At 56.8% G+C, this 20,551-nt stretch carries 12 protein-coding genes and 1 pseudogene; 7 read left to right on the top strand and 6 right to left on the bottom strand.

The annotated features are described in order from the left end of the window. Positions 1–94: 94 nt before the first annotated feature. Positions 95–925 (top strand): annotated as a pseudogene (locus ACIOVF_RS26170) (hypothetical protein); the annotation flags it as partial. A gap of 566 nt (positions 926–1,491) precedes the next feature. Here ACIOVF_RS26170 and ACIOVF_RS26165 read toward each other — a convergent pair. The 5 genes from ACIOVF_RS26165 to ACIOVF_RS26145 all read right to left on the bottom strand — a co-directional run bounded on the left by ACIOVF_RS26165 (position 1,492) and on the right by ACIOVF_RS26145 (position 8,603). Next, the gene (locus ACIOVF_RS26165) at positions 1,492–2,394 is read right to left on the bottom strand and encodes a DUF6685 family protein (protein ID WP_401293649.1); all 903 of its coding nucleotides are present in this window, start codon (positions 2,392–2,394) and stop codon (positions 1,492–1,494) included. A gap of 511 nt (positions 2,395–2,905) precedes the next feature. After that, a complete protein-coding gene (locus ACIOVF_RS26160) occupies positions 2,906–3,433 on the bottom strand; it encodes an SH3 domain-containing protein (RefSeq protein ID WP_101323020.1) in 528 nt (175 codons plus the stop codon). A 559-nt stretch (positions 3,434–3,992) separates the two neighbouring features. Beyond that, a complete protein-coding gene (locus tag ACIOVF_RS26155; protein ID WP_371918904.1) occupies positions 3,993–4,472 on the bottom strand; it encodes a hypothetical protein in 480 nt (159 codons plus the stop codon). A 213-nt stretch (positions 4,473–4,685) separates the two neighbouring features. After that, positions 4,686–5,984 carry a tyrosine-type recombinase/integrase gene (locus tag ACIOVF_RS26150; protein ID WP_401293645.1) on the bottom strand — a complete coding sequence of 433 codons (1,299 nt, stop codon included), beginning with the start codon at positions 5,982–5,984 and terminating at the stop codon, positions 4,686–4,688. Between the two features lie 1,269 nt (positions 5,985–7,253). After that, positions 7,254–8,603: a serine hydrolase domain-containing protein gene (locus ACIOVF_RS26145; protein ID WP_401293643.1), complete on the bottom strand. Its 1,350-nt coding sequence runs from the start codon at positions 8,601–8,603 to the stop codon at positions 7,254–7,256. 122 nt (positions 8,604–8,725) lie between these two features. On the opposite strand from ACIOVF_RS26145, the gene ACIOVF_RS26140 reads away from it, so the two are divergent. The 4 genes from ACIOVF_RS26140 to ACIOVF_RS26125 all read left to right on the top strand — a co-directional run bounded on the left by ACIOVF_RS26140 (position 8,726) and on the right by ACIOVF_RS26125 (position 16,271). Next, on the top strand, positions 8,726–9,685 hold the full coding sequence (locus ACIOVF_RS26140) for a LysR substrate-binding domain-containing protein (RefSeq protein ID WP_401293640.1): 960 nt from the start codon (positions 8,726–8,728) through the stop codon (positions 9,683–9,685). Between the two features lie 171 nt (positions 9,686–9,856). Next, positions 9,857–11,077 (top strand): hypothetical protein, encoded by a 1,221-nt coding sequence (locus ACIOVF_RS26135; protein ID WP_156160231.1) that lies wholly within the window; start codon positions 9,857–9,859, stop codon positions 11,075–11,077. 25 nt (positions 11,078–11,102) lie between these two features. After that, a complete protein-coding gene (locus tag ACIOVF_RS26130; RefSeq protein WP_401293637.1) occupies positions 11,103–15,713 on the top strand; it encodes a hypothetical protein in 4,611 nt (1,536 codons plus the stop codon). 240 nt (positions 15,714–15,953) lie between these two features. Then, complete coding sequence (locus ACIOVF_RS26125; RefSeq protein ID WP_045200858.1) at positions 15,954–16,271, top strand: hypothetical protein; 318 nt, start codon at positions 15,954–15,956, stop codon at positions 16,269–16,271. A 7-nt stretch (positions 16,272–16,278) separates the two neighbouring features. Here ACIOVF_RS26125 and ACIOVF_RS26120 read toward each other — a convergent pair whose 3' ends face one another. Further along, positions 16,279–17,895 (bottom strand): hybrid sensor histidine kinase/response regulator, encoded by a 1,617-nt coding sequence (locus tag ACIOVF_RS26120; RefSeq protein ID WP_401293634.1) that lies wholly within the window; start codon positions 17,893–17,895, stop codon positions 16,279–16,281. A gap of 114 nt (positions 17,896–18,009) precedes the next feature. Between ACIOVF_RS26120 and ACIOVF_RS26115 the strand changes: the two genes are divergently transcribed. Continuing rightward, complete coding sequence (locus ACIOVF_RS26115) at positions 18,010–18,624, top strand: LuxR C-terminal-related transcriptional regulator (protein ID WP_401293631.1); 615 nt, start codon at positions 18,010–18,012, stop codon at positions 18,622–18,624. A 130-nt stretch (positions 18,625–18,754) separates the two neighbouring features. After that, on the top strand, positions 18,755–20,521 hold the full coding sequence (locus tag ACIOVF_RS26110) for a GMC oxidoreductase (protein WP_093382964.1): 1,767 nt from the start codon (positions 18,755–18,757) through the stop codon (positions 20,519–20,521). Positions 20,522–20,551: the final 30 nt, after the last annotated feature.

Raw genomic sequence — 20,551 nt, 5'->3', positions numbered from 1 at the left:
GAGTGAGTGATCTGAGCGTTTCGGATCGACTCGCCACGTTCAAAATCGGCGGTGGCCGAAGTCAGCCAGAAACACATGGCTACTTCAGACCATCCTTAGGGACGATGCCCAGAATGCTCGTGATGGGCTTTTAGCTTTTATCCGAGAGACACCTGGGAAGGAATCATTCCTAGCATTGCAGGAAATCGCACAGGCCCACCCTGCGGAGCGATTACGTCCCTGGAGCGCATTCTACGCTCAGCAAAAAGCTACAGCCGACTCGCAGACGCCGCCATGGGAACCATCGAAGGTCGTCGATTTTCATGAGTCGCTGGAAAGCACTCCATCCACCCACCGTGACCTCTGGAATCTGGCGATCGATCGACTTCTGGACTTAAAGCATGATCTTGAAGATAGCGATTCGAGCTACGCAGAAATTTTGATCCAGACCAATCAGGAGACTTCCATTCGGAAGTTCATCGGTAAGTGGTTGAGGGATAATGCTGCGGGACGCTACGTCGTGCCGCAGGAAGAGCAGCTCGCCGATGACAAAAGGCCTGATTATCGATTCCAAAACAGTCAGTACTACGCGCCCGTGCCTGTCGAACTTAAGCTTTCACAGAACTGGAGCGGCCCCGGGCATTTCGAACGACTCGAGAACCAACTCTGCGGGGATTACCTCCGCGATATTAGCTCAAGCTGCGGCATCTTCTTGCTGGTAAACTGTGGAGGTCAGGCCACGTGGGAGACGCCCACCCAAGGCCGGGTCGGGTTTAATGATCTAGTAATCGCATTGCAAGAACACTGGTTGGCCATAGCTTCAAGGTTTCCTAACGTTGAAGACATCAAGGTCATCGGCATAGACCTCACCAAGCGAGGAGGAGCTGCCGCGATCAAAGCCATCGAAGCCAATCAGGCGGAGGCTAGTCAGATTGATGGTGAATGAGAACATGCAGGGCTGACCTACTTGAAAAAGTGTGTCAAAGGCGGCGGAGTTTAGGGGAGCAGCTATGCAGCCGCCGATTCAAGAGCGATTGCTGCGCCCCAGTAGCTGGCCCCCCATTCCTTCGGGATGCAAGGCGATTGGTGGAGTAATCGGCTCGGAATAATCTGGAGGCAAACGGAGCACGCAGGCCTAGGGGGCGAGACGCGAGTATGGAAGTCCATCTGGCCGGGACGTCGCCTTGGCGAGCGGCTCGGTTTACGACAGACGCCCCCAAGAATCAAGACTTCCGCTTCGAGCCAAGCAGGCCGGAAGCGACGCTGATCCTTTTCCAGAACGTACCGACAATGGTTGCACAGCACTTCCGAATGGAGTTTCTCAATTGCCTCATCTTCATCAAGTGTCGACCCACACTGAGGCTATCCAGTTTATGAGGAAACCATCGTTTTGAACCAAAAAAATAGAGGTAAAGCGAATGCTGAATGCGTTGAAGAAAAAAGTCGCAGGACGGCTGTGATTTCGCGAACAGGACTCCCTAAAATAGCTGGAAGTCCCATGCGGTTCTCGAGTCAGCGCGTGCTGATATCTTTCAGGTAGCGGCCGAGGTCTTGGAAAGCTGACGCGTGTAAAATCTCGGCGACTTTGGCTGACCTTCTCTCTGCCTTCGGTAGGAAAACCGCACATTGATCAGTGTATGGACGTGGCAGATCCTTCCAGTAGTAGGTTGCCTTGAAGCTCTGCATGGCTCTGTGAAAGCCCATTTGATGCGTGTGATAAGACGACATCACGAAGATTTCGAAATCTTGAGTGAGGCTCTCCAAAGCCACCTGATTGATGCCGTGAACTCGGTATCTACCACTTAGAGGTACCTCGATGTTGAGGCGTTTCGCGATGTACTTAGATGCAGCAAAATGATGGGAGCCACCGCTATTCATCAAGAAAACTCGCCCATCCCACGACCAGGTCTGAAAAAAGTCATGATCCACACGGCTTATAATTCGGATTTCATCCCAAGCCAAGTTCTCGGCTAGTTTCTCTGGGGTGATTTCATCAATCATCTCTTTCGAGTTCTTCTCCACCATCGCATCCATGCTTTTGAACAAGTGGAGCTCTGACTTGGAAGCCGAAAAGCCATCTACGTCCTGAATGTCGCATTCCCATCTCTCCACCTCTCGAGTCGTGCCGAGGTTGAGTAAGTCTTCACGACGTACCGACACGCCACCATAGTTTCGATTGGCGCCTGGGCAGTGCCCAAATCCGTTGAGGCTACCTTTGCATGGGCGGTTACGTTCATAAGAAAGGTTGCCGAACTCATGCCACTTCACGACCTCATCGCTGGAAATACCTTTGTCGTATTCAACCAATGGCTTGTTGAGGCCCGGTTCCTTGGCAATCAGTTTTACTAAGGAGGAGGGGTGTCCAAATTCTTCTTTGATCGCGCCTACAACGAATTGAGCTGCCGCTTTGAGCATATGGTTTTTCCTTTGTGGTGGGGCTCCTTTACTAGAATGCATTTACTGGCGGAGCAATGCGACTCAACTCGGTGCCGGAAACGACTTTAGCCCTACAGATCGAATTGTTGGAACGCTTCATGTTGCCTCGCCGCGTTGGGTGTGAATGACAAGTTGACAACTCAGAGGGTCATAGCTCGATGGTCAGATTGAATCGCCTGTGGTGGGAGCACCTAGCTCCCAAGTCGATGCATCGTCGATTAAGAGAAGTGGAGCAGCAGTTGTCGCGCAGGTGCGAGACCGATTATGGGCGGCACTGGTTGAGCGTCGCCCGAAAGCCTGGGCAAGCAATAAGGCTTCTTCCCGGCCGCAGTCGTCTCAAGTTCGCACGGCCAGGCAGGAAGATTGAAGCATTCACTTCGCAGGTACCTATGATCACCTCCAACGCAGCGCTGAGGTCGTTGCAGGAGAATTGGCCTCAGAAAACGGTTGGCCAAATCCTTGACTGGCAGCATCAGCATGAGCAAGGCAACTAAACGCCGTACCGCTTGTTACCACCGGACGTGATGCAATAGCGCCCGCCTCTTGGGCCTATACAAACTCGGCCGGAAGAGCAGGGACACGATGAACCATATTCTGGCGATGTGCTACGCGCTGGTTGCGGAGCGGGGCGATCTCGTTTCGGCTGCGAGGTGGCGAAGCAATTCGATCCGCTGCAGAGATTCTTGTAGGAAATCCAACGCTGGGGCTGGCCGTCGAGGCTGATGCGAGCCCATGCCTCCTTCTGCTCATAGACCCGCACCTTTTCGCCACGCTTGAGGCTGGAAATTACCTTCCCACCTGGCTGAGCTCGCAGGTTCAGCTTGTCCGCGTTGACGAAGTGTTCTAGTGCAGAATCTTGTGTTGGCCGGGGCGCTGGTGAAGAGACCGTTGCCAAGGTGTTCACCGGCGCCTGGCTGACGGCAGGCTCAGTTGTAGGCGGATCCTTCTTGCCAATCGCCCAGAGCACGACGAATAGAACCAGCAGCGGCAGAAGCCAAGACTGACCTTTCTTGCGCATATCCTTTGCACCCTCGAAGTTAGAACTGTCCTTCAAGCAATACCTGGCTGTCTTTTCAGCTTAGTCGAGTGGCATTGCCTGAGCGGAAGAGTTTGCTGGGGCAGCTCAGATATCCACCGAACTCGAGGATAGGCGTATGGGAGAGCAAGCGGAGCGCGCAGGCGTGACGGATGGACGCCCGAAGGGCCGAGCCATCGGCGCACGACGGTGGCTCGGTTTACGACATCCTGACCTGAAGCTAAAAACTTCGCCTCATCGAGTCGGGACGGCTCGCTACGGCTTCACGCTTGCCGCTACTAGCTCAGCGATCCCGTTGCGCACTGCATCTATATTGTCGTCCATTGTGGCCAGCGCCCCGTTGACGTTGCCAACAACTGAGGTTGCCCCACGATCACCTACCCATTTCGCTAGCTCTTCTACCGCAGCTCTTAGGGCGTCCTGGTTGTGACTGAGGCGTTCAAGCACTTCTGCGGCAATTCGAAGCTCTTTCATCGTATGATCTTGAAAAGTGTGGGTGAGATCAGGCCACGGTAGCTCAAAACTGCACAGTGTATGTAAATCAGCCAGTTCGCCGAAGCTGTGACTCAGCCCACTGATTGATACGGTCACGCTGTGAGTTGCTCATTTTGTCGGTGGCAGAGGTGAGCAGTTGAAGGATGTAGCATCGATCCTGGTCTTCCGGAAACCAGTCGGACAACTCGACATTGCAGTGCTTCGACTGGCCGAACGCCCAGGCGAGAACCATATCTGCAGCGGCACGAAAATGATCAGCTATGTAGATCTCGTGATCTATCGTCCAGCCGCGTCGACTAAGCTCGTGGATAGCGTCCAAGATGCCAAGCTCACCAAAATAGACTGAGGTGTCGGGGTAATGGGTTCCCGCGAGTGAAACCTTGACCTGGCCAGCTTCCCTATCCCAGTAGGAAAGATGATGCCAGCCGCCTGTAGTCGTCTCTGGCCATGGAAAATTGATGGCTGCTTTCCCCGTGATGTAGTGCTCACGAGACACTCGGCACAGGTCAACATCGAAGCGGGGCATGCTCAACCTCTCTAAGTGCTTTAGCAATTTTGCGCGAAGTGATTAAGGCCTCTTTTGTGGGTATCCCAACCGCGCCCTGATCGCTCCTCGGCGCGAAGCCAGTCTAAGACCCTGACGAGATGCCTTTCCACTGACCGAGGCTTCAGTTGTTGAGCGACGATGATTGAGACGAAGGAATACATTTGTACTCCTTCGATTTGACCGCCGTAAACGTTAGCCTCTATCCCGTGTCCCCAATCGCTTCACGGACAGTGCCCGCTCTTGATCATGAGAGTGATAGTAAGTGTTCTGAGTCGTAGCCAAGTTCGAGTGGCGCAGGTCGTACTGGAGATCCTTGGCACTTCTGAACGGCGCGTCGAACGTGGCCGAGGTATGGCGAAGCCAGTGAGACGATGCCACCCGCAGGCTATCCATTTCGTAGGGCTCGCGCCCTTCATCGCGCATGCGTACCAGCGCGTTGTCGAACACGGCTTGGAGGAGGGCGCGTACTTGCCGGTCAGAGAGACCTGCGCGGCCGCTTAGCGTTTTCAGAAGCGGCGACTTCTCCTGGTAACTCGGCAATGGGCCCAGCCCAATGAATGTGCGATAGCGCTTTAGGTACTTCTCCACGTACTCATCACGTACTGCAATCTTGCCGGACTTGTTTCCTTTACCCACCACATGGAACCACCAATTTCCATCGGCATCCAAACGAAAATCACCCATGGTGGGCTGCCAATTGGAACGCCCAACTATGTCCGATATACGTAGATACATGCTGAACATCGTGAGGAGAATGAACAAGGTGCGTTCATGTTTTTTAGGCTCAGCTTCAGCCATTGTTTCCGCTGTATCAATCACGTAATCCCATTGTAAGGGTGTTAGCGCGCGGGAAGAGTTCGACTCCTGCTGGGATGAACTGTACTGTCCTTTTTTTGTGACCTTACGAAAGGGATTGGAACTGGCGAGTTCTTCTTCGACCAAATATTCGTAAAAGCCATTAGCGACCTTGAACACATTACTCATGCTGCCTTTGGATGAATGATAGTCCGCAGACCGAAACCCATCAACATCCTCAGTCAGCGCTTTATTTTGTTTAGGCGCGCGATGAGTAAAAGGTTTCCATTTTGGATTATGACCAACTTCCGAGTACAAAGCCAAAGCATCATCTTGTTTGGTAACAAAACGATTGCGGACAACGGAGCCAACCCAACTGGCTGGCGGGTTTTTGCAAAACTCCAGAAAAGCTTCCGCATCCAGCCTTTTCAGTCCAGTGACGGGCTTCTCACGGATGATCAGCGACCACAGCAGCAGGCGTTCGACGTGCCCACGATAAGTGCTATAGGTAAGCGCGTTGTCCGCGTAACACCGCAGATAGCCACGCACGGCCATGAAGCCCGGGATGGCTTTCAGCTCTGCGGCAAAGCTCTCCAGGTACTGGTCGGCGCTCGCGATGGATGGCCGGCCCAGAGTGAAATCTTGATCCACAAAGTCACCGTGAGATTCAAAGATTGGCTGGGGAGTGCAGGGCATCTAACTTACCGAGAAAAGGTGGCCTTACTTAGCGATTGAGAACTTCCTAGTCTGGCTGTTTTAGGAAGTTTTCGCTTTCCTATACAACCTACTCTCAATCGCCGGGCCTAGTTAATGGGAGTCTGCGGATGATATCCACAAGTTAGGCCGGTCGCAACCACAAACATGCCATGCCCATTCATCCGCTAAATGCCAGTCAGGACTTGACATATTGGCCTGGGCGCAGTAAGCGCTATTAATCCTTGCGCTTCAAAATAATTGTGCTGCAGCACTGTTGTTAACATATAGCATATATTGCTTTTTCCACTCCAAGGTTCAGCTTCCGCCCAACGAATACGGGGCTGCTGATTACACGAATCAATAATTGAAATTGATTTTCGAACGTACGGCTCGATCAATATTGACTAAGTATTGACAGTCGTAGCCCCAAAGCGGCGGCCTGAGGAAAGTGTCCACGTTAATTTAATTTTAGCCGCTTTCGGAAAGTGTCTGCATTAAGTGCAAAACATCCCGAGGCCAGGAAAAATGGGATTCTAGCTTCATGAACTCTCAACTGGGCCTTCGGAAAGTGTCCGCATTATTGTCAGATCCACTCAAAAAGAGCTCCATGGCTCAGCTGAGCGCTAGGTGCACCTAGAACACCGAAACGGAGGGTTTCGCAGGCCAGCATGGCTGCAGGCCCTGGCGCTCCTGGCTTCGAGGTCATAAAGCAACGCTGAGTTCACTTTGGCGTAGGTATCTTTCCAAGGCTAAAAATCTCGGAAAGTGTCCACATTATGCGATTCGGCTCGCGACTCGGAAAGTGTCCGTATTTTGTGCAGATGTCACTGGAAGCCCCGAATTACAAGGATTGTAGCAATTCAGACGCCAGTGCTGCAGTGGTCACGAGTGTCCAGATAGCGGAGGAATTAGGTAGAACGGTTCAAATCATCGTATCAGCGTGCGACCCAGTAAAATCAGTGGGTTACGGAAATCGTATGATTGCAAAAGTGTCCGCATTTCGTCGGAATGGAGGCGCATTTGAGCAATGCCGAGTCGCTGGAAGCCACGTGAGTAGAGGGCTCAAAGGGTTGATGGGGTAAAAGTGTCCGCAATTCGCGACGGTGACATTTACTTCCGTGTAGTTGTGGGATTGGACATGAGGCCCGGCTTTCTTTCATAACACTTGATTTAACATAATATACATTATGCGTAGTCATCTATAGCAGCCCACGGGCAGTGCCAGGACAGATTTCAAGCCTGGCACCACCCGTTTTCAGCCTTACACCGTTACTTGCCGTGCAACGCTTCACTCACCGCATTCACAAACAACGCCTGCTCGTCATACAGCGAACTCGGTGTCTCTGCGTTCTGCCACGTCGACCATTGCACCATCACCAGTTTCTCCGCCGGGTTGATTGCAATGGTCTGGCCGTAAATCCCAAGCGCCCAGAACGTTTGTTCGCTGGTGGCGGTTTTCTTGGGTTCGGCATTGGCATCAGGCGCCGGCGCCGAGTACCACCATTGATAGCCGTACTGTCCGTTCGGTGCCGATGGCGTGACCGAGCCTTTGGCTGTCGTCCAGTGTGTCGAACGTGCAATCCAGTCATCCGGCAGAATCTTCTCGCCCGATGGTAACTGACCGCCGCTGAGCACAAACTGGCCAAAGCGGCCCCAGTCACGCAACGCTGCGTTGAAGCCGTGGCCGCCCATGTCGACTTTGTCTTTGACCAAGGCATGCCAGACGCCATCCTGCTGCATGCCGTAACGGCTCCAGATGCGGCTTTCGAGGTATTTGGCCAGGGTCATGCCGGTGGCGTTTTCCAGCACGCGGCCCACCAGCCAGGCGCCGCCAGTGTTGTAGGACCAGACTTCGCCCGGTTTGACCCCGGGTTTGCGTTTCACCGATTTGACCAGGTTGAACACGCAGTCGTACGGCGCAGGCTTGGCTTCGCACTGGGTCATGTGGGAGAAATCGGAGTCTGCTGACGCGTAGTTTTCATCCCAGACCACGCCCGAGGTGTGCTCCAGCAACTGGTGCAAGGTCACCTCTTGCCAGGCCGTGCCTTTGAGTTCCGGGATGTACCGGGTGATTTTGTCGTCTACCGAGTTGATCCTGCCTTCTTTTATCGCCACGCCCACCAGCACGCTGACCACCGATTTGGCCACTGAACGCGAGGTCCACAGGGTGTTTTCGCTGTTGCCCTTTCCGTAGTACTCGTAGGCAATCTTGCCGTCCTTGAGGATCAACAGGCCGGTGACGCTCTGGTTGGCGATGTAGTTATCGATGCTGAAGTGCTTGCCGTTCATTGCATAGTCAATGGCTGGCAATGGGCTGCTGGCCGGCATTAATGGCGATGGTTTGGCGCCCTGGGTGCTGAATACATCGCCTTCGTACAGGCGGTAGGTATTACGAAAACCCACTACCCGTGTGGCCTGGTCCCAGGTCAGCATGTTGTGCGGGTCGGGCAGCGTTTTATCAAAGGGTTGCGGGCAAACGCTGAGCCCTGGAACGCCACAGTGTGCGCCTTGGTCGCTAGCCAGGCTGATACCGCTATGGGTCAAGCCCAGTGCGGCAATGCTCAATGCCAACAGCGAAAAAACCTGGGTGGATTGTTTTTTTATTGTTCTGCGTAACATCGGTACTTCCTCGACATCCAGTGAAATTGCGTCAGTCGATTTCGAGCTTATCAACTTGCCGGAGCGATAAAAGAACAATAAAGTCCGGGTCGATATTACAAAAACTAACAACAGTGAACGCCATGCCCAGCGACCGTCTGCCTCCGCTCAATGCCATTCGTGCCTTCGAGGCGGCTGCGCGCCTGGGCAGTTACGTAGCCGCTTCGCGGGCGCTGCACGTGACCCAGCCGGCCATTGGCCGCCACGTGAAAAACCTTGAGGACTGGCTGGGCGTGCAACTGCTCGAGCGTACGCCCCGCGGCGTTACTCTGACCGCGGCCGGGCTTGAGTTTCACCGGGCCGCGACCCAGGCCCTGAAGATTCTGGCCGATGCCGGCTCGCGGGTTGCAAGTCGCCAGCAGGAGCGCTGGCTGCGTATTCTGTGCGTTCCGGCGTTCGCTTCGCGTTGGTTGACGCCGCATGTCGATGCAGTGCGCAGCCTGCGCCCGGGCCTGAAGCTGGCCATTGAACCCAATGCCTCGTTCACGTCAGTGGATGCCCGTCAGGCTGACCTGGGTATCGGTTTTGGCCTGCCGGGCGAGCATTCAGGGGTGCTTCTGAGGATGATCAAACCGCCGGTTTTCCCGGTCTGTTCGCCGACGTACCTGGCAAAATTGCCGAATAAAGCCCTGCAGGTGCAGGACTTGCCGAACTGCGAGCTGATTCACGTCGACGACGGCACCTGGTGGAACAGCTGGTTTGCGGCGCAACAGTTACCGCTCAAGGTCAGGTCGAATACCTCGCACATGAGCAACGACATTGCCTTGAACCTGGCCCGGCGTGGGCACGGGATTGCCCTGGCCACCGAAGTGCTGGTCAAGCACGAACTGGCAGAAGGCTCGCTGGTGCGCTGTACCGATGCGCAAGTTGCACTTGAAAGCTATCAAGTGCTGACACCGCAACAGCCGTTGTCAGAAGATGCCAGCTGGTTTATCCAATGGTTGAACCAGGCCTTGCGCGAGGAGTTTCCACAGGCGGCGATAAGCACGCTTGAGTCTATGGGTGCACGACTGCCCCGCTCTTTTTATAGCGCAAAAATATAACTCAACTAAATGACTATTTAGTTGAGTTATATTTTCCATTAATGTCGTCGCGCATTACCACTCTTCCTCGTTAAACTTTCGCGCAACCCATCAACCTGTACTAGCCTCTTCTTCAGCGTCTTCGGCTTTACGCTACTTCAATAACTGGAGTACAGGTAGAACGGAGGCGAGATGGCTCTTTCTCTGTGCACGGCGTGGATATTCTTTCTTGGCGCATCCGCAATCCCCCTGCTGTGGTGGTTGATTGTGCCGCGTCGGCCGCTTCGCACTGAACCTCCAGGCAGCCCTTTGCCCTTGGGTATTTTGTACCTCACTCCCGCCTGCATTGCGGCACTTGGTCAATGTGCGAGCCCAACGCGCCTGCACAGAATGTCCACTCGCTGTATCGGACATCGCCTGGACCGCTTTACTTTTCCAGTGGGCGAAAGCAAACCGGATATAGACCGTTACAGCACTTGGCCGGAGCAGGCACGCTTGCTGTCAACGGGGGCTGAAGATCAGTTGCGGGCATTGCAGGCGGCGCTGATAGAAAAGTATGGCCCCCCTGCCCCCACGCCGCTGGCATCAACTCGATCCGACGCGCAGCCTGCGGGTGCGCGCATTGCTGTGTTTGTCCTGCTGCTGGCGCTTTTATTAGCAGCGTTGATGTTTTGGCTGCTGGCCCGGAGCATGGCCGATTGTCGTTGTGCTGCGCCCGGCACCACGCCCAGCCCACCTGTTTCAGTACCACCGACAACCACCGTTCCGGGAACAGATAATATTGTAAAAGCCGACCTGCAAACGGATTTTGTTTTCGATTTTAAACTATCAACGCCCAGGAGCCCCGCGCACAGCGCCAAGATGAGAGAAGACCTCAAAGCGTTGTTCTTACCCTTCAATGGTATTGAAGTACTTGCCATCGTTGCACACACCGACCCTATTGGCGGTACTGAGGACAACAAGCTTCTGGGCGAAAAGCGTGCGCAATTTATTCGAAACATGATTCAGGAGATCATCGCGGCGCCCGCACGAAGTCAGCAATTCAGCGACAACCCGCTACCGACCGATGGTGTGCTGGATGGGCCGAAAAAGTCAGACTTTGCTTTTTGGCAGTCGTGCTTCAAGGACTACTACCTTGACGTCAAGGATGGGTTCTACCCACTGCTCAATCTGAGCAGAAAAAAGAACATCGACAATAGACCTGCCTGTACCGAGGCCACTGCCGAAACCGGCCGTGATGGGCTGTACCCGGCCTGCGCGAGGCTAAAGATCCCTGAGCCGGATCAACCCTATCCCAAAGGCTACGCACAACGTGCCGAACGCTTGCAGCAACTGACGGCCTGTCTCGCCCCCATGCGTCATGTTTTTATTAAATTCAGATTCGACCATCAGGTCCAAGCACCGTCTCAGTGAACGGATCAGTTGAAGGAGATGCAACGTGAGCCAGCATAAACACTTGCAAGGTAAATTCAACTTCGTTGCTGAAGACGGGCAAGACCCGGATGACCTGAAAGAACAATTCGATCTTATTTTCTCGCGCCTGTCAGTCGCCTTTCGCGCCAGCCTGCGAAGTTCCGGCGCTGATGCCCCGGCGGCCGCCCAGGAAGAGCCCTTAAAGCAACTTCCTTTTGCCGTGACGTTGAGCTTTGAAGAAGCCTCCGGGGAAAACCTGATCGGAAAATTTCAGGAAAAGATCGAAGCCTTGATCCGCCGCTTGATAGAGGCCGCAAGTGCCCTGCCCGGCCCCCTCGGCTTGGGTGCGAAAATAATGACTGCACTCGATACGTTCTTGAATGATCCGCAGCCGAGCGCCGAGTTGAAGGACGCCAAGACGTGGGTTCTTGATCGATCACAACAGGGCGAGTGGACCCGCGTGCAGAAGCTGTTTTCTCAATGGGCGGGCTCCCGATTCAGCGATATCGGACTGGGCGCTGTGAGTAAAAGTGAATGGGCTGACGTTCTCGGCAAGCTACGCGCTGCACCTGCCGTCGCCGAGCCTGTACCCGGGGACGCTGAAGCGGCTGATCAGACTGCAACACAGGTGCCGCAGCCCACGGGCAAGTTTGAACTTACCCAGTTAATGGGTTGGCTTACTGCCGAGGCCGATGCCGGACAGCAGATGACCTATGGTTTCAATATCCAGGGGGTTTGCCGATTCGCTGACAATGCTGTCATTTATGGAACCTGGGCCCGACTTGACGTGTTTGGCCCGGATGGCAGCCAATTGCTGACCTGTACGGTTCGCAACGACAGCCTCGAACAATGGCTGGGTGGCCAGGGGGCGAATGATCTGGAGGTTGATGTTGCACCGTCCAGAGAACTGCGGGCAGCACTCGCAGCCCCACAGCGCCCACGTCAGAAAATCAATACGGTCAATGGTCGGTTGTGGCTTTCGAACGGACAGCCGTTCGGTCAGCGGACATTGGCCATCTATGTGAAACCGGCATTCCCACAGTTCATAGACGACTGTTGCCCGCCGGCGGAGTTCGAGCCGGACCTGTGCTGTGCACCCGACTGGGAGACAGGTCCGATCCTACAGGTTCCTCAGGCGCTAGCCGTTACCCAAACCGACCAGGCGGGCTATTTCGAGTTCAGCTACCCGGCTAATACAGGTCTGAATTCAAGATACGCATTACTGCAATTGAGCGGGATCGCGTTGCCACTTGCCCTTGAGTTGCTCTACGAGCCCTCGGCAGAGGGCGTCAGTATCGAAGCTCAGTTCCCCAAGCCGGTGCTGCTGCAGATTGATAGTAACCTGGTGATGGACACGGCGGCTCAGCAACCCATTGATTGGCTAGGCGACAAGGGAAAGGACTGCGACTGCCAGGGGCTCGACTTCGCAGAAGCGAATAGAACCCTGGAAGAGTTCAAGTTTGACATTGTCATACGCACCACCGACCCGTTGGTAACGCGCGGCGCTATCAGTGACGCAATTACGGACGACAGCCTGGCGCAACCCCCCGTCAAGGATACAGTCGTGCCACCCTCGCAAAGCAGTATCAATCGCTATTTTCGGGTTCCGCTTTCGCGCGATGAGCAAATCACTTGGGATGAACGGCCCCGTATTGCCCAAGCGGTCTCTATTGCACATGGGCGAATACTTACCCTGCGCCAGGTGTGGCGCGCCGATGGTTACTCATTAGGAGACCTTCGTTACTCGCTACCCCTTGCGCCGCTGCAGAAAAAGAACATTGCCGTGATCGACTGGGACCGGCGAGACACGCTACAGATGGAATCCACTCAAGACTACCGCGAGTCCATGTTCAACTTCGTGGGCCGCGAACGTGATATTTCCGAGATTGTGAACAGTGCACTCAACGAGTCGGTCAATGCCCACTCCGATTCCGGGGGGCGCTCCGGCAGCTCGGGCTTCGGTCTTTCCCTCGGCCCGGTTGGATTCGGCAGTGCTTCGGGGGGCTCGTCCAGTGCATGGTCGAATGCAAGTCAAAACTCGACGCGTACCCTTGCCGCCAATTTCATCAACCAGTTGCGTGATCAGACCGTCCAGTCGGCAAATGCGCTGCGCTCCCAGCGAGTGACAACTGTACAACAAGTGAATCAGTCAGAAGCTGCACGAGTAGTGACGGAGACCGTGGCGAATCGAAATGCCTGCCACGCAATAACCGTTCAGTACTTTGAAGTACTACGTCACCTCCGGGTCGATCATGAACTGGCCGCCGTGCGTGAATGCTTGTATATCCCTTTTCCTTTGAGTCTGTTCACCGTGGAAAAGGCCTTGCGTTGGCGCGGCCCGCTAAATCAGTATCTGGCCGACGAGCAGCGTGCGGGATTGGACGCTTGCGCACGCCTGAGCAGCAATGCTTACCCGCACAGCGCGGTCTACGCCGATGAAGCGATAATCAACTTCGGCCTGGAAGTAACCATTACTCTGGATTTTCCTTTTCCACCTGGAGCCTTGGAAGACACCACAACCTGGCAAGACTACTTCGGCGTGAAGTTTCCTAGCTCGTCGCCGTTGCCTTCATTACTGGCGTCGCTGAAGCGCACCCCTGCTGAAAAGCGCGCCACCTATTACCAGGACGTGATTGCTCCGGTGCTGGCCGATAAAATGGTCAGCGCGCTGAGGGTCGTTTGCAGGGTAGATGGCGCAGAGGTGGCGCTATCGCTTGAACCCCGCCTCGCCACGCGATACACCGCAGGTGGCAAGCACAAGGTAGTGTTTGCCGAGCGTGGAGATACCATTGACAGCGTTTTTTCCCGTCGAAGCCTGAGTGCAGTTCGCATCTATAGCGATGCCACGATTGCAGAATTCAACAGTGTCCTGGTTCATGACGCCGAGTGTCTGCCCATTACGGCCCACCTGCACAGCCGATTGATAGCGGGTGCAACTGATCGGCACAGCCTTCAACGTGCCGGCACAGTGGATTTTACCCTGGGTCTTCGCCCTCATGAATTGATTGATCAGCGCCTTGAAGACCAGCAGCGCTCTGTGCGGATGCTCGAACATCTAAACAACAACCTTGAGTATTACCACAAAGCCATTTGGTGGCTGATGGATGCCGAGCGTCGCTTTGTATTGCTCGACGGATTCATTGCCCCCAACGCAAGTGGGCGTAGCGTTGCCTCGGTGGTAGAAAACCGCTTGGTTGCCATTATTGGTAACTGCCTTGTCATGCCTGTGGCACCGGGGATCCGGCTGGATTACTTCGATGACAATATCAGTGAAGACAGCGCAGACAGAGACATCGATGAAGACTGGTTGCTGGCACATTACCGCCCGGCCATTCCAATGCCGTCGACACGTATCGCAGTCCCAACGCGCGGTGTTTTTGCTGAATCGGTCATGGGCAGTTGCAATGGTTGTGAGAAAATTGACAACAGCCGCAACTGGCAATACTGGCAGCATCCACTACCCGATGAGCCGACCGCCATTGAGCCCGTTTCTTTAGACTCCCGAGACAAAGACCCGGTAGTTGCCGGGGCCCAGCCCATGCCCGCGGCCATCATTAATCAGGTCGCGACCAGTGTCCCGCCCGCGCCTGATCCGACCGGGCTAGGCGCAGCCATAGCTGCGGTAACCAATGGCGCGGCGTTTCGCGATGCAACAGGACTTGCAGGTACTCAGCAGAATTCGCGTGAGGCACTCAGCCAATCCTATGCAACGACGCAAAAGTTCGGCGAGCTGGGTGCCGAATTGTCGAAGAAGCAAATCGATGCCTCTATCGAGGCAATGAAGATGGTCGCTTCAGCGTATGGCATTCCCGTTTCGCTGCTAGACACGGCAAGTAAAGTAAAAGATGAGATCAGTAAAGATGCTGCCGCCGGGCGTATCACTACGCAGCAGGGCCAAGAGCAAACCGCTCAGGTCAACAACAAACTGATCGAGCAACTGAATGCAGCGGCACCGGCTTCGCTGCCGGATACTCCGGTCATTCAAGAGGCGATCAAGTCTGCAATCCAGGGAGGCGCGCCGGTGTCTGTTCGGCGTGCCGATGGTCAGGTCGATGTTGGCGCGCCGACCGTGCGCAGTTCCGCTGCTGCCAAGGGTTCGTGGTTCTGGCCGTTCACCGCCAAGCGTGAGGCCTCGGCCTCTGCGCGCTCGTCAAAACCTCGACTCCCCTTGCTGAAAATCGAAGTGGTCACAGCCATCAGGGATGTTGGCGGGGCCGCCCAGGTGGGTGAGAAGTCACGCCATGTGTTGACGCTCGACTGCGAAAACAGAACGTTCTCAGCCGCGTCGCCAACCACCGGCAAGACGACCATATACGGCTGGAGTCTTGACTCCACTCGAAACGCGTTCACAGCAACTCTGGACGACGCCAGTGGCGATGTGTTTGCGATCAGTACCAGCGGACAGACTGCCAGCGGCGTTCGTTTCATGCCTGACATCGATTATCGCTTTCGGCTGACTATTGATGCTCAACGTAAACAGATCCGGATACAAGGCGCTCACGATGGATTCCCGAGTTACACCCTTTTACTCAATGGCAAGGCAATCTACGACTATCAACAAAGCCCGTTCCTTCAGTCTGTCCCCAAACTGTTCGGTACTGGCGACGTTACGGTAGAGAAAACAGTCTCGTTCTGAATGACTGGCGCAGGTAAACAACGTCGAGGGTGCTCATCGCGCGGTAGCACCCTGGTTAAAACGCAATTGATCGTCCAGCAGGCCTATATCAATATGCCATTAGCCCATTTGTGCTAATCGACCCCCCTCCTCCCTGGCGCTATATTCCTCGGCAACCCCCAGTGTTCCCCAACGCCGCGCCTATGCGGCGTGCGGGATCGTTGTGCCGGTAAAACAGAACAACACCAAGGAAGATGCACCATGAAATCAGCATTCAGCAAGATCACCCTGCTCAGCGCCCTGCTGGTCGCCGTCGCCGGTTGCCAGACCATGAAACCCAACGAAGACCGTCTCAAGTCCACCGCGCAAACCACCATCGGCGAGCCGGTGACGAAGATTTCCAACGTGCGCAGCGACCACAGCTCCACTTACTACATCGCCAGCACCGCATCGGGTGACTACAACTGCGAGCTACCCAGCGGCGTCATGGTCGGTATCGCCTCGATGGGCATGGGCATGGGCGCGCAATGCTACAACAAGAACAGTGGCCGCCCGCAAAATCCGCTGCAACGCTACTGATTGCGCGCTAAACCGGCGCTGCCGAGGCTTCGCGCAACGCCCGCAGGGTTGCGCGTAGCTCGGCCGGGCGCACCGGTTTGGACAGGATCGCGATCTGGCGGTCGTGCAGGGCCGCCTGGATCTTCTCCACTTCGTGGCCGGTAAGAATCAACGCCGGCACCGCCCTGCCCCGTTGCGCCCGTAGCTCATCGATGCACTCGATGCCGGTGGCGTGGTTACCCAGGTCATAGTCGGCGACGATGATGTCGCAGTCGCTGGCCAGGTCTTTGCCGCTCAGTTCGGCCTGGACGTCACAGCCCCAGCGCTCGAGCAAGGCCTTGGTGGCCAGCAGCACGTTGCGATCATCCTCCACCAGGCAGACTTTCAAACCGGTCAGCAGGCCGACCTGGCTCGGGTCTTCACGGTAGGCCTGGCGCTTGGGCGCGGAAATTTCGCGCAAACCTTCAAGGCTGACGGCCGTGCCATGGCCCACTCGCGAACGTATCGTCACCTGCATGCCCATCATCTGCCCCAGGCGCCGGACAATCGACAGGCCCAGGCCCACGCCCTCGATGTCCTTGTCGCGCAACTGGCGCACGCGGTAGAACTCTTCGAAAACCTTCGGCAGTTCCTGCGCCTCGATGCCGCTGCCCTGGTCATAAATGACAATGGCCAGGCCCTCGCCACGCTTGCGCACGCCGATCAGCACCGGGCGCTGCGGCGCGTACTTGAAGCAGTTGGACAGCACGTTCTGGACCATGGTCGCCAGCAGCGCCGGGTCAATCTGCACCCAGTGCGCGCAGGCCCGCAAGCGCAACTCAACGCCTGCCCAGCGCGCCGCCTCGGCGTTCTGGCGCAGCAGGTCGTGAACAAACTCGCCCAGTTGCACAGGCTGCAGGCGCGGCTGCAGGCGGCCGTTGTCGAGGGTGTAGAGGTCGAGGATCGAGCGAAACAGCTGCGAGACGTTGAGCAGCGAGCGGTCGATGTTGTCGACCAGCCGGCGTTCTTCATCGCCCAGGCGCGCCTCGCGCAGGCAGGCAGTGAACAGGCCGATGGAATGAATGGGCTGGCGCAGGTCGTGGCTGGCCTGGGCCAGAAAGCGCGATTTTTCCAGGTTGGCGGCGGTGGCCTCCTCCGAAGCCTTGCGCGTACGTTCAAGCAACAGGTGCGCGTACATGGGGATGACCGTGCTGGTGATCATCAGCATCAGCACCATGAACGGTTGCGCCTGCCAGTACGGCGTCAGGCGGTAGACGCACAGCAGCGCCAGCAACGCCAGGGCGGTGGCGATCGCCAGGTAGCGCGAGCCGAAGCGCATGCCATTGCCCAGGTTGACCCAGACCATTACCGCGTACAGCGGCAACGCCGCCTCGCCGCCCACCACCAGGCCGAAACAGGTACCGGTGTAGTCCTGGACCATGCTGAAAATGCGCCGCGCCGGGTACACCCCCGGCCAGCGCACGATAACCTGGCGTATAACCACCGACAGCAGCAGGAACAGGATGATGTAGATCACGATCGGCCGGTAGGTTTCAAAATGCTGCCCGGGCAGAAAGCCCAGCACGCTGATATAAACCACGGCAATACAGGCGACAATGATGCGCAGGTTAGCCTGGTCGAGCTCGGAGTTTTTCTCGAACTTCATCGGAACATCCTTGTGCGACAGTCGTCATATCCAGCAAGAACACCGGGCGGTGCCCGCACCCGGTGGTAAAGTAGCACGTCCGAAAGGAACGCCAGGCCCAGGGAGGCACTCACCATGGCATGCCGGATCATCATAGCCGACGACCATCCGCTGTTTCGCGAAGCGATGCTGCGTACGGTCCAGCGCCTGCTGCCCGATGCCCGGAGCGAAGAGGCCGGTGATTTCGACACGGTGCTCAAGCTGGTCGCCAACGGTCCGGAACCAGACACCCTGATCCTCGACCTGCGCTTCCCGGGGCTGACCTGCATCAGCCAGCTGGTCGAGCTGCGTCAGCAATTACGGCGCACCACCTTGATCGTGGTATCGATGGTCGATGACGAGGAACTGATCGGCGAGGTCATGGCCGCCGGCATTGACGGCTTCATCGGCAAGAACATCGCACCGGACGAGATCGGCCAGGCAATCCTGGCCATTCGTGAAGGTGAAGTGCTGGTGCGTTTTTCCCCCTCCGGGCTCCTGCCGCTGGACAGCAGCGCCGTCGCCACAACCCTGACCGCACGCCAGCAAGAGGTGTTGCGCCTGATCGCCCAGGGCAAGACCAACAAGGAAATCGCCCGCGCGCTGGACATCTCGCCGTTTACCGTGCGCATTCATGTGTCGTCGTTGCTGCGCACCCTCAATGTGCCGTCGCGGGCGGCGGCAGCGGTGAAGTACTCCGGGGTTGCCTGAGGCCCGCGGCTCCCCCGACCAAGTGATCTTGAATTGCCACTTCGCTCTGCTAGCGTTAGCAGCGCAGCCCCCCCGGCTGCACGCTGCACAAGGACGATAGACCCTCTGCCAACAATGATTGGAGGCAACAATGAGCGCAGTCACCAGTTCGACCAACTTCGGTCACGGCTACCCTACCCCAGGTCCACAAACACCCAACGCCCAGAAGGTGCTGGACCACGTGTTCTTTCTCTCCGAGTCGGCCTGGAAGCAGGTTCGCGAAGAAGAACAGTTCGATTTCATCATCATCGGCACCGGCTTCTGTTCCCTGGCCTTCGCCGAACGCATCCTCGAAAGCCAGCCCAAGGCGCGGATCCTGATGGTCGAGCGCGGGCCGTTCTTCCTCCCCGAGCACTTCCAGAACCTGCCGATCCCTTATCAGAAAACCCTCGGCGGCTTCTCCGAAACCTTCCCCTGGACCCTCTCGGCGCGTACCGCCAGCCAGCCACCGGGCAACATCGGCTGGCAGCACGGCATGGTGCCGTTCTTCGGTGGCCGCAGCATCATGTGGAGCGCCTGGTGCCCTCGGCCGACCAAGGAGGAAATGGCCTACTGGCCCGAGCAGACCATCGCCGCCGCCGAGGCCCGCTTCGAGTCGGCCGAAAAGCTGCTCAACGTCATCCCGGCCGACAAGATCGACACCCAGCTCGACCCGCAGGTGCGCGCCCATGTCACCGAGCAACGCCCGGTCTACGGCACCCTGCAGCTTGAGCTGCAAAACATGCTCGAGCACAACATCGGCAAGATCGACTCGGCCACCCGCTGGTTGTCGGCGCCCCTGGCCGCCGCGGCCGATCGCGCCGGTGGCGTGGACTTTGCCAAGTTCTCGACCCCGGCGGCAATCATGGAGCTGGCCGGCAAACAGGCCGACCGCGCCGCTGCCGGTACTGGCAGCCCGCTGCGGATCATCACCGAGTGCATCGTCGAGCGCATCCACCAGCAGGATGGCGCGGCCACGGCGCTACAAACCTCGCGCGGGGTGATCAACATCGGCAACGCCAAGCTGATCCTGGCCATGGGCACCCTGCCACCGGCGACCTTGCTGATGAACTCGTTCCCGCAAATCAAACGTGCCGGCGATCGCTTCACCGCCCACTTCATCACCTCGGTGGTGGCACGGGTGCCGCGCAAGGACTACCCGTTCGCCGACAAGCTGGCCGAGCTTGAGCTCGCGGCCATTTACCTGGCCGGCAAGAACAAGCAAAGCGGCATGCAGTACCACGTGCAGTTGTCGGTGCTGTCAGACCGCGAGCCTGCAAAGAACGCGCAGAAAGCCGCGCGCTATATGCCGGACGTGGTCGCCACGGCGTCGATGGCGCAACTGGAATCGTCCAAGGACCATCTGGTGTTCGTTTGCGCCGTGCTTGGCGAGATCGACTTCCGAAACCCCGACAACCACTTCCACCTCAACGACCAGGCCGACCCGACCACCAACGTCAACCTGCAGGTGCTGGCCAGCAAAACCGACCAGCAAACCTGGGACACTATGGACGAAGGCACTTTCCAGATGATGGAGCGGGTGTTCGCCCCCGAAGGCAAGGTCGAGTACTGGCACGGCGACCCGAACCTGGGCCACTGGACCGGCGAACGGCCAAGCATCCCTGAACGGCGGGTGGCCGGGCTGGTGCACGAGGGCTCGACCCTGTGGATCGGCGACAAGGACGAAGGCGTGGTTGGCCTGGACTACCGTCCCCATGGCGTGGAGAACGTCTACGTCACCGGCGGTGCGCTGTGGCCGGCCAGTGGTTCGTGGAACCCGACCATGACCATGGTTGCCCTGGCCCAGGATCTTGCCGACCAGCAACTGGACAGCGTCAACACCCCCACCCCGCCCACCTCGGATCTCACTGAAGTCTGACAGGTAGCAGCGGGCTTGCCCCGCGATGAG

The sequence above is a fragment of the Pseudomonas sp. NPDC087612 genome (genome assembly GCF_044743505.1).
GTDB lineage: Bacteria > Pseudomonadota > Gammaproteobacteria > Pseudomonadales > Pseudomonadaceae > Aquipseudomonas.
This window is presented reverse-complemented; position numbering and strand designations above follow the sequence as displayed.

Bases quoted from the DNA above. Each gene is read 5' to 3' on its own strand.
- ACIOVF_RS26165 (WP_401293649.1), bottom strand. From the start codon at position 2,394: ATGCTCAAAGCGGCAGCTCAATTCGTTGTAGGCGCGATCAAAGAAGAA.
- ACIOVF_RS26160 (WP_101323020.1), bottom strand. From the start codon at position 3,433: ATGCGCAAGAAAGGTCAGTCTTGGCTTCTGCCGCTGCTGGTTCTATTC.
- ACIOVF_RS26155 (WP_371918904.1), bottom strand. From the start codon at position 4,472: ATGCCCCGCTTCGATGTTGACCTGTGCCGAGTGTCTCGTGAGCACTAC.
- ACIOVF_RS26150 (WP_401293645.1), bottom strand. From the start codon at position 5,984: ATGCCCTGCACTCCCCAGCCAATCTTTGAATCTCACGGTGACTTTGTG.
- ACIOVF_RS26145 (WP_401293643.1), bottom strand. From the start codon at position 8,603: ATGTTACGCAGAACAATAAAAAAACAATCCACCCAGGTTTTTTCGCTG.
- ACIOVF_RS26140 (WP_401293640.1), top strand. From the start codon at position 8,726: ATGCCCAGCGACCGTCTGCCTCCGCTCAATGCCATTCGTGCCTTCGAG.
- ACIOVF_RS26135 (WP_156160231.1), top strand. From the start codon at position 9,857: ATGGCTCTTTCTCTGTGCACGGCGTGGATATTCTTTCTTGGCGCATCC.
- ACIOVF_RS26125 (WP_045200858.1), top strand. From the start codon at position 15,954: ATGAAATCAGCATTCAGCAAGATCACCCTGCTCAGCGCCCTGCTGGTC.
- ACIOVF_RS26120 (WP_401293634.1), bottom strand. From the start codon at position 17,895: ATGAAGTTCGAGAAAAACTCCGAGCTCGACCAGGCTAACCTGCGCATC.
- ACIOVF_RS26115 (WP_401293631.1), top strand. From the start codon at position 18,010: ATGGCATGCCGGATCATCATAGCCGACGACCATCCGCTGTTTCGCGAA.
- ACIOVF_RS26110 (WP_093382964.1), top strand. From the start codon at position 18,755: ATGAGCGCAGTCACCAGTTCGACCAACTTCGGTCACGGCTACCCTACC.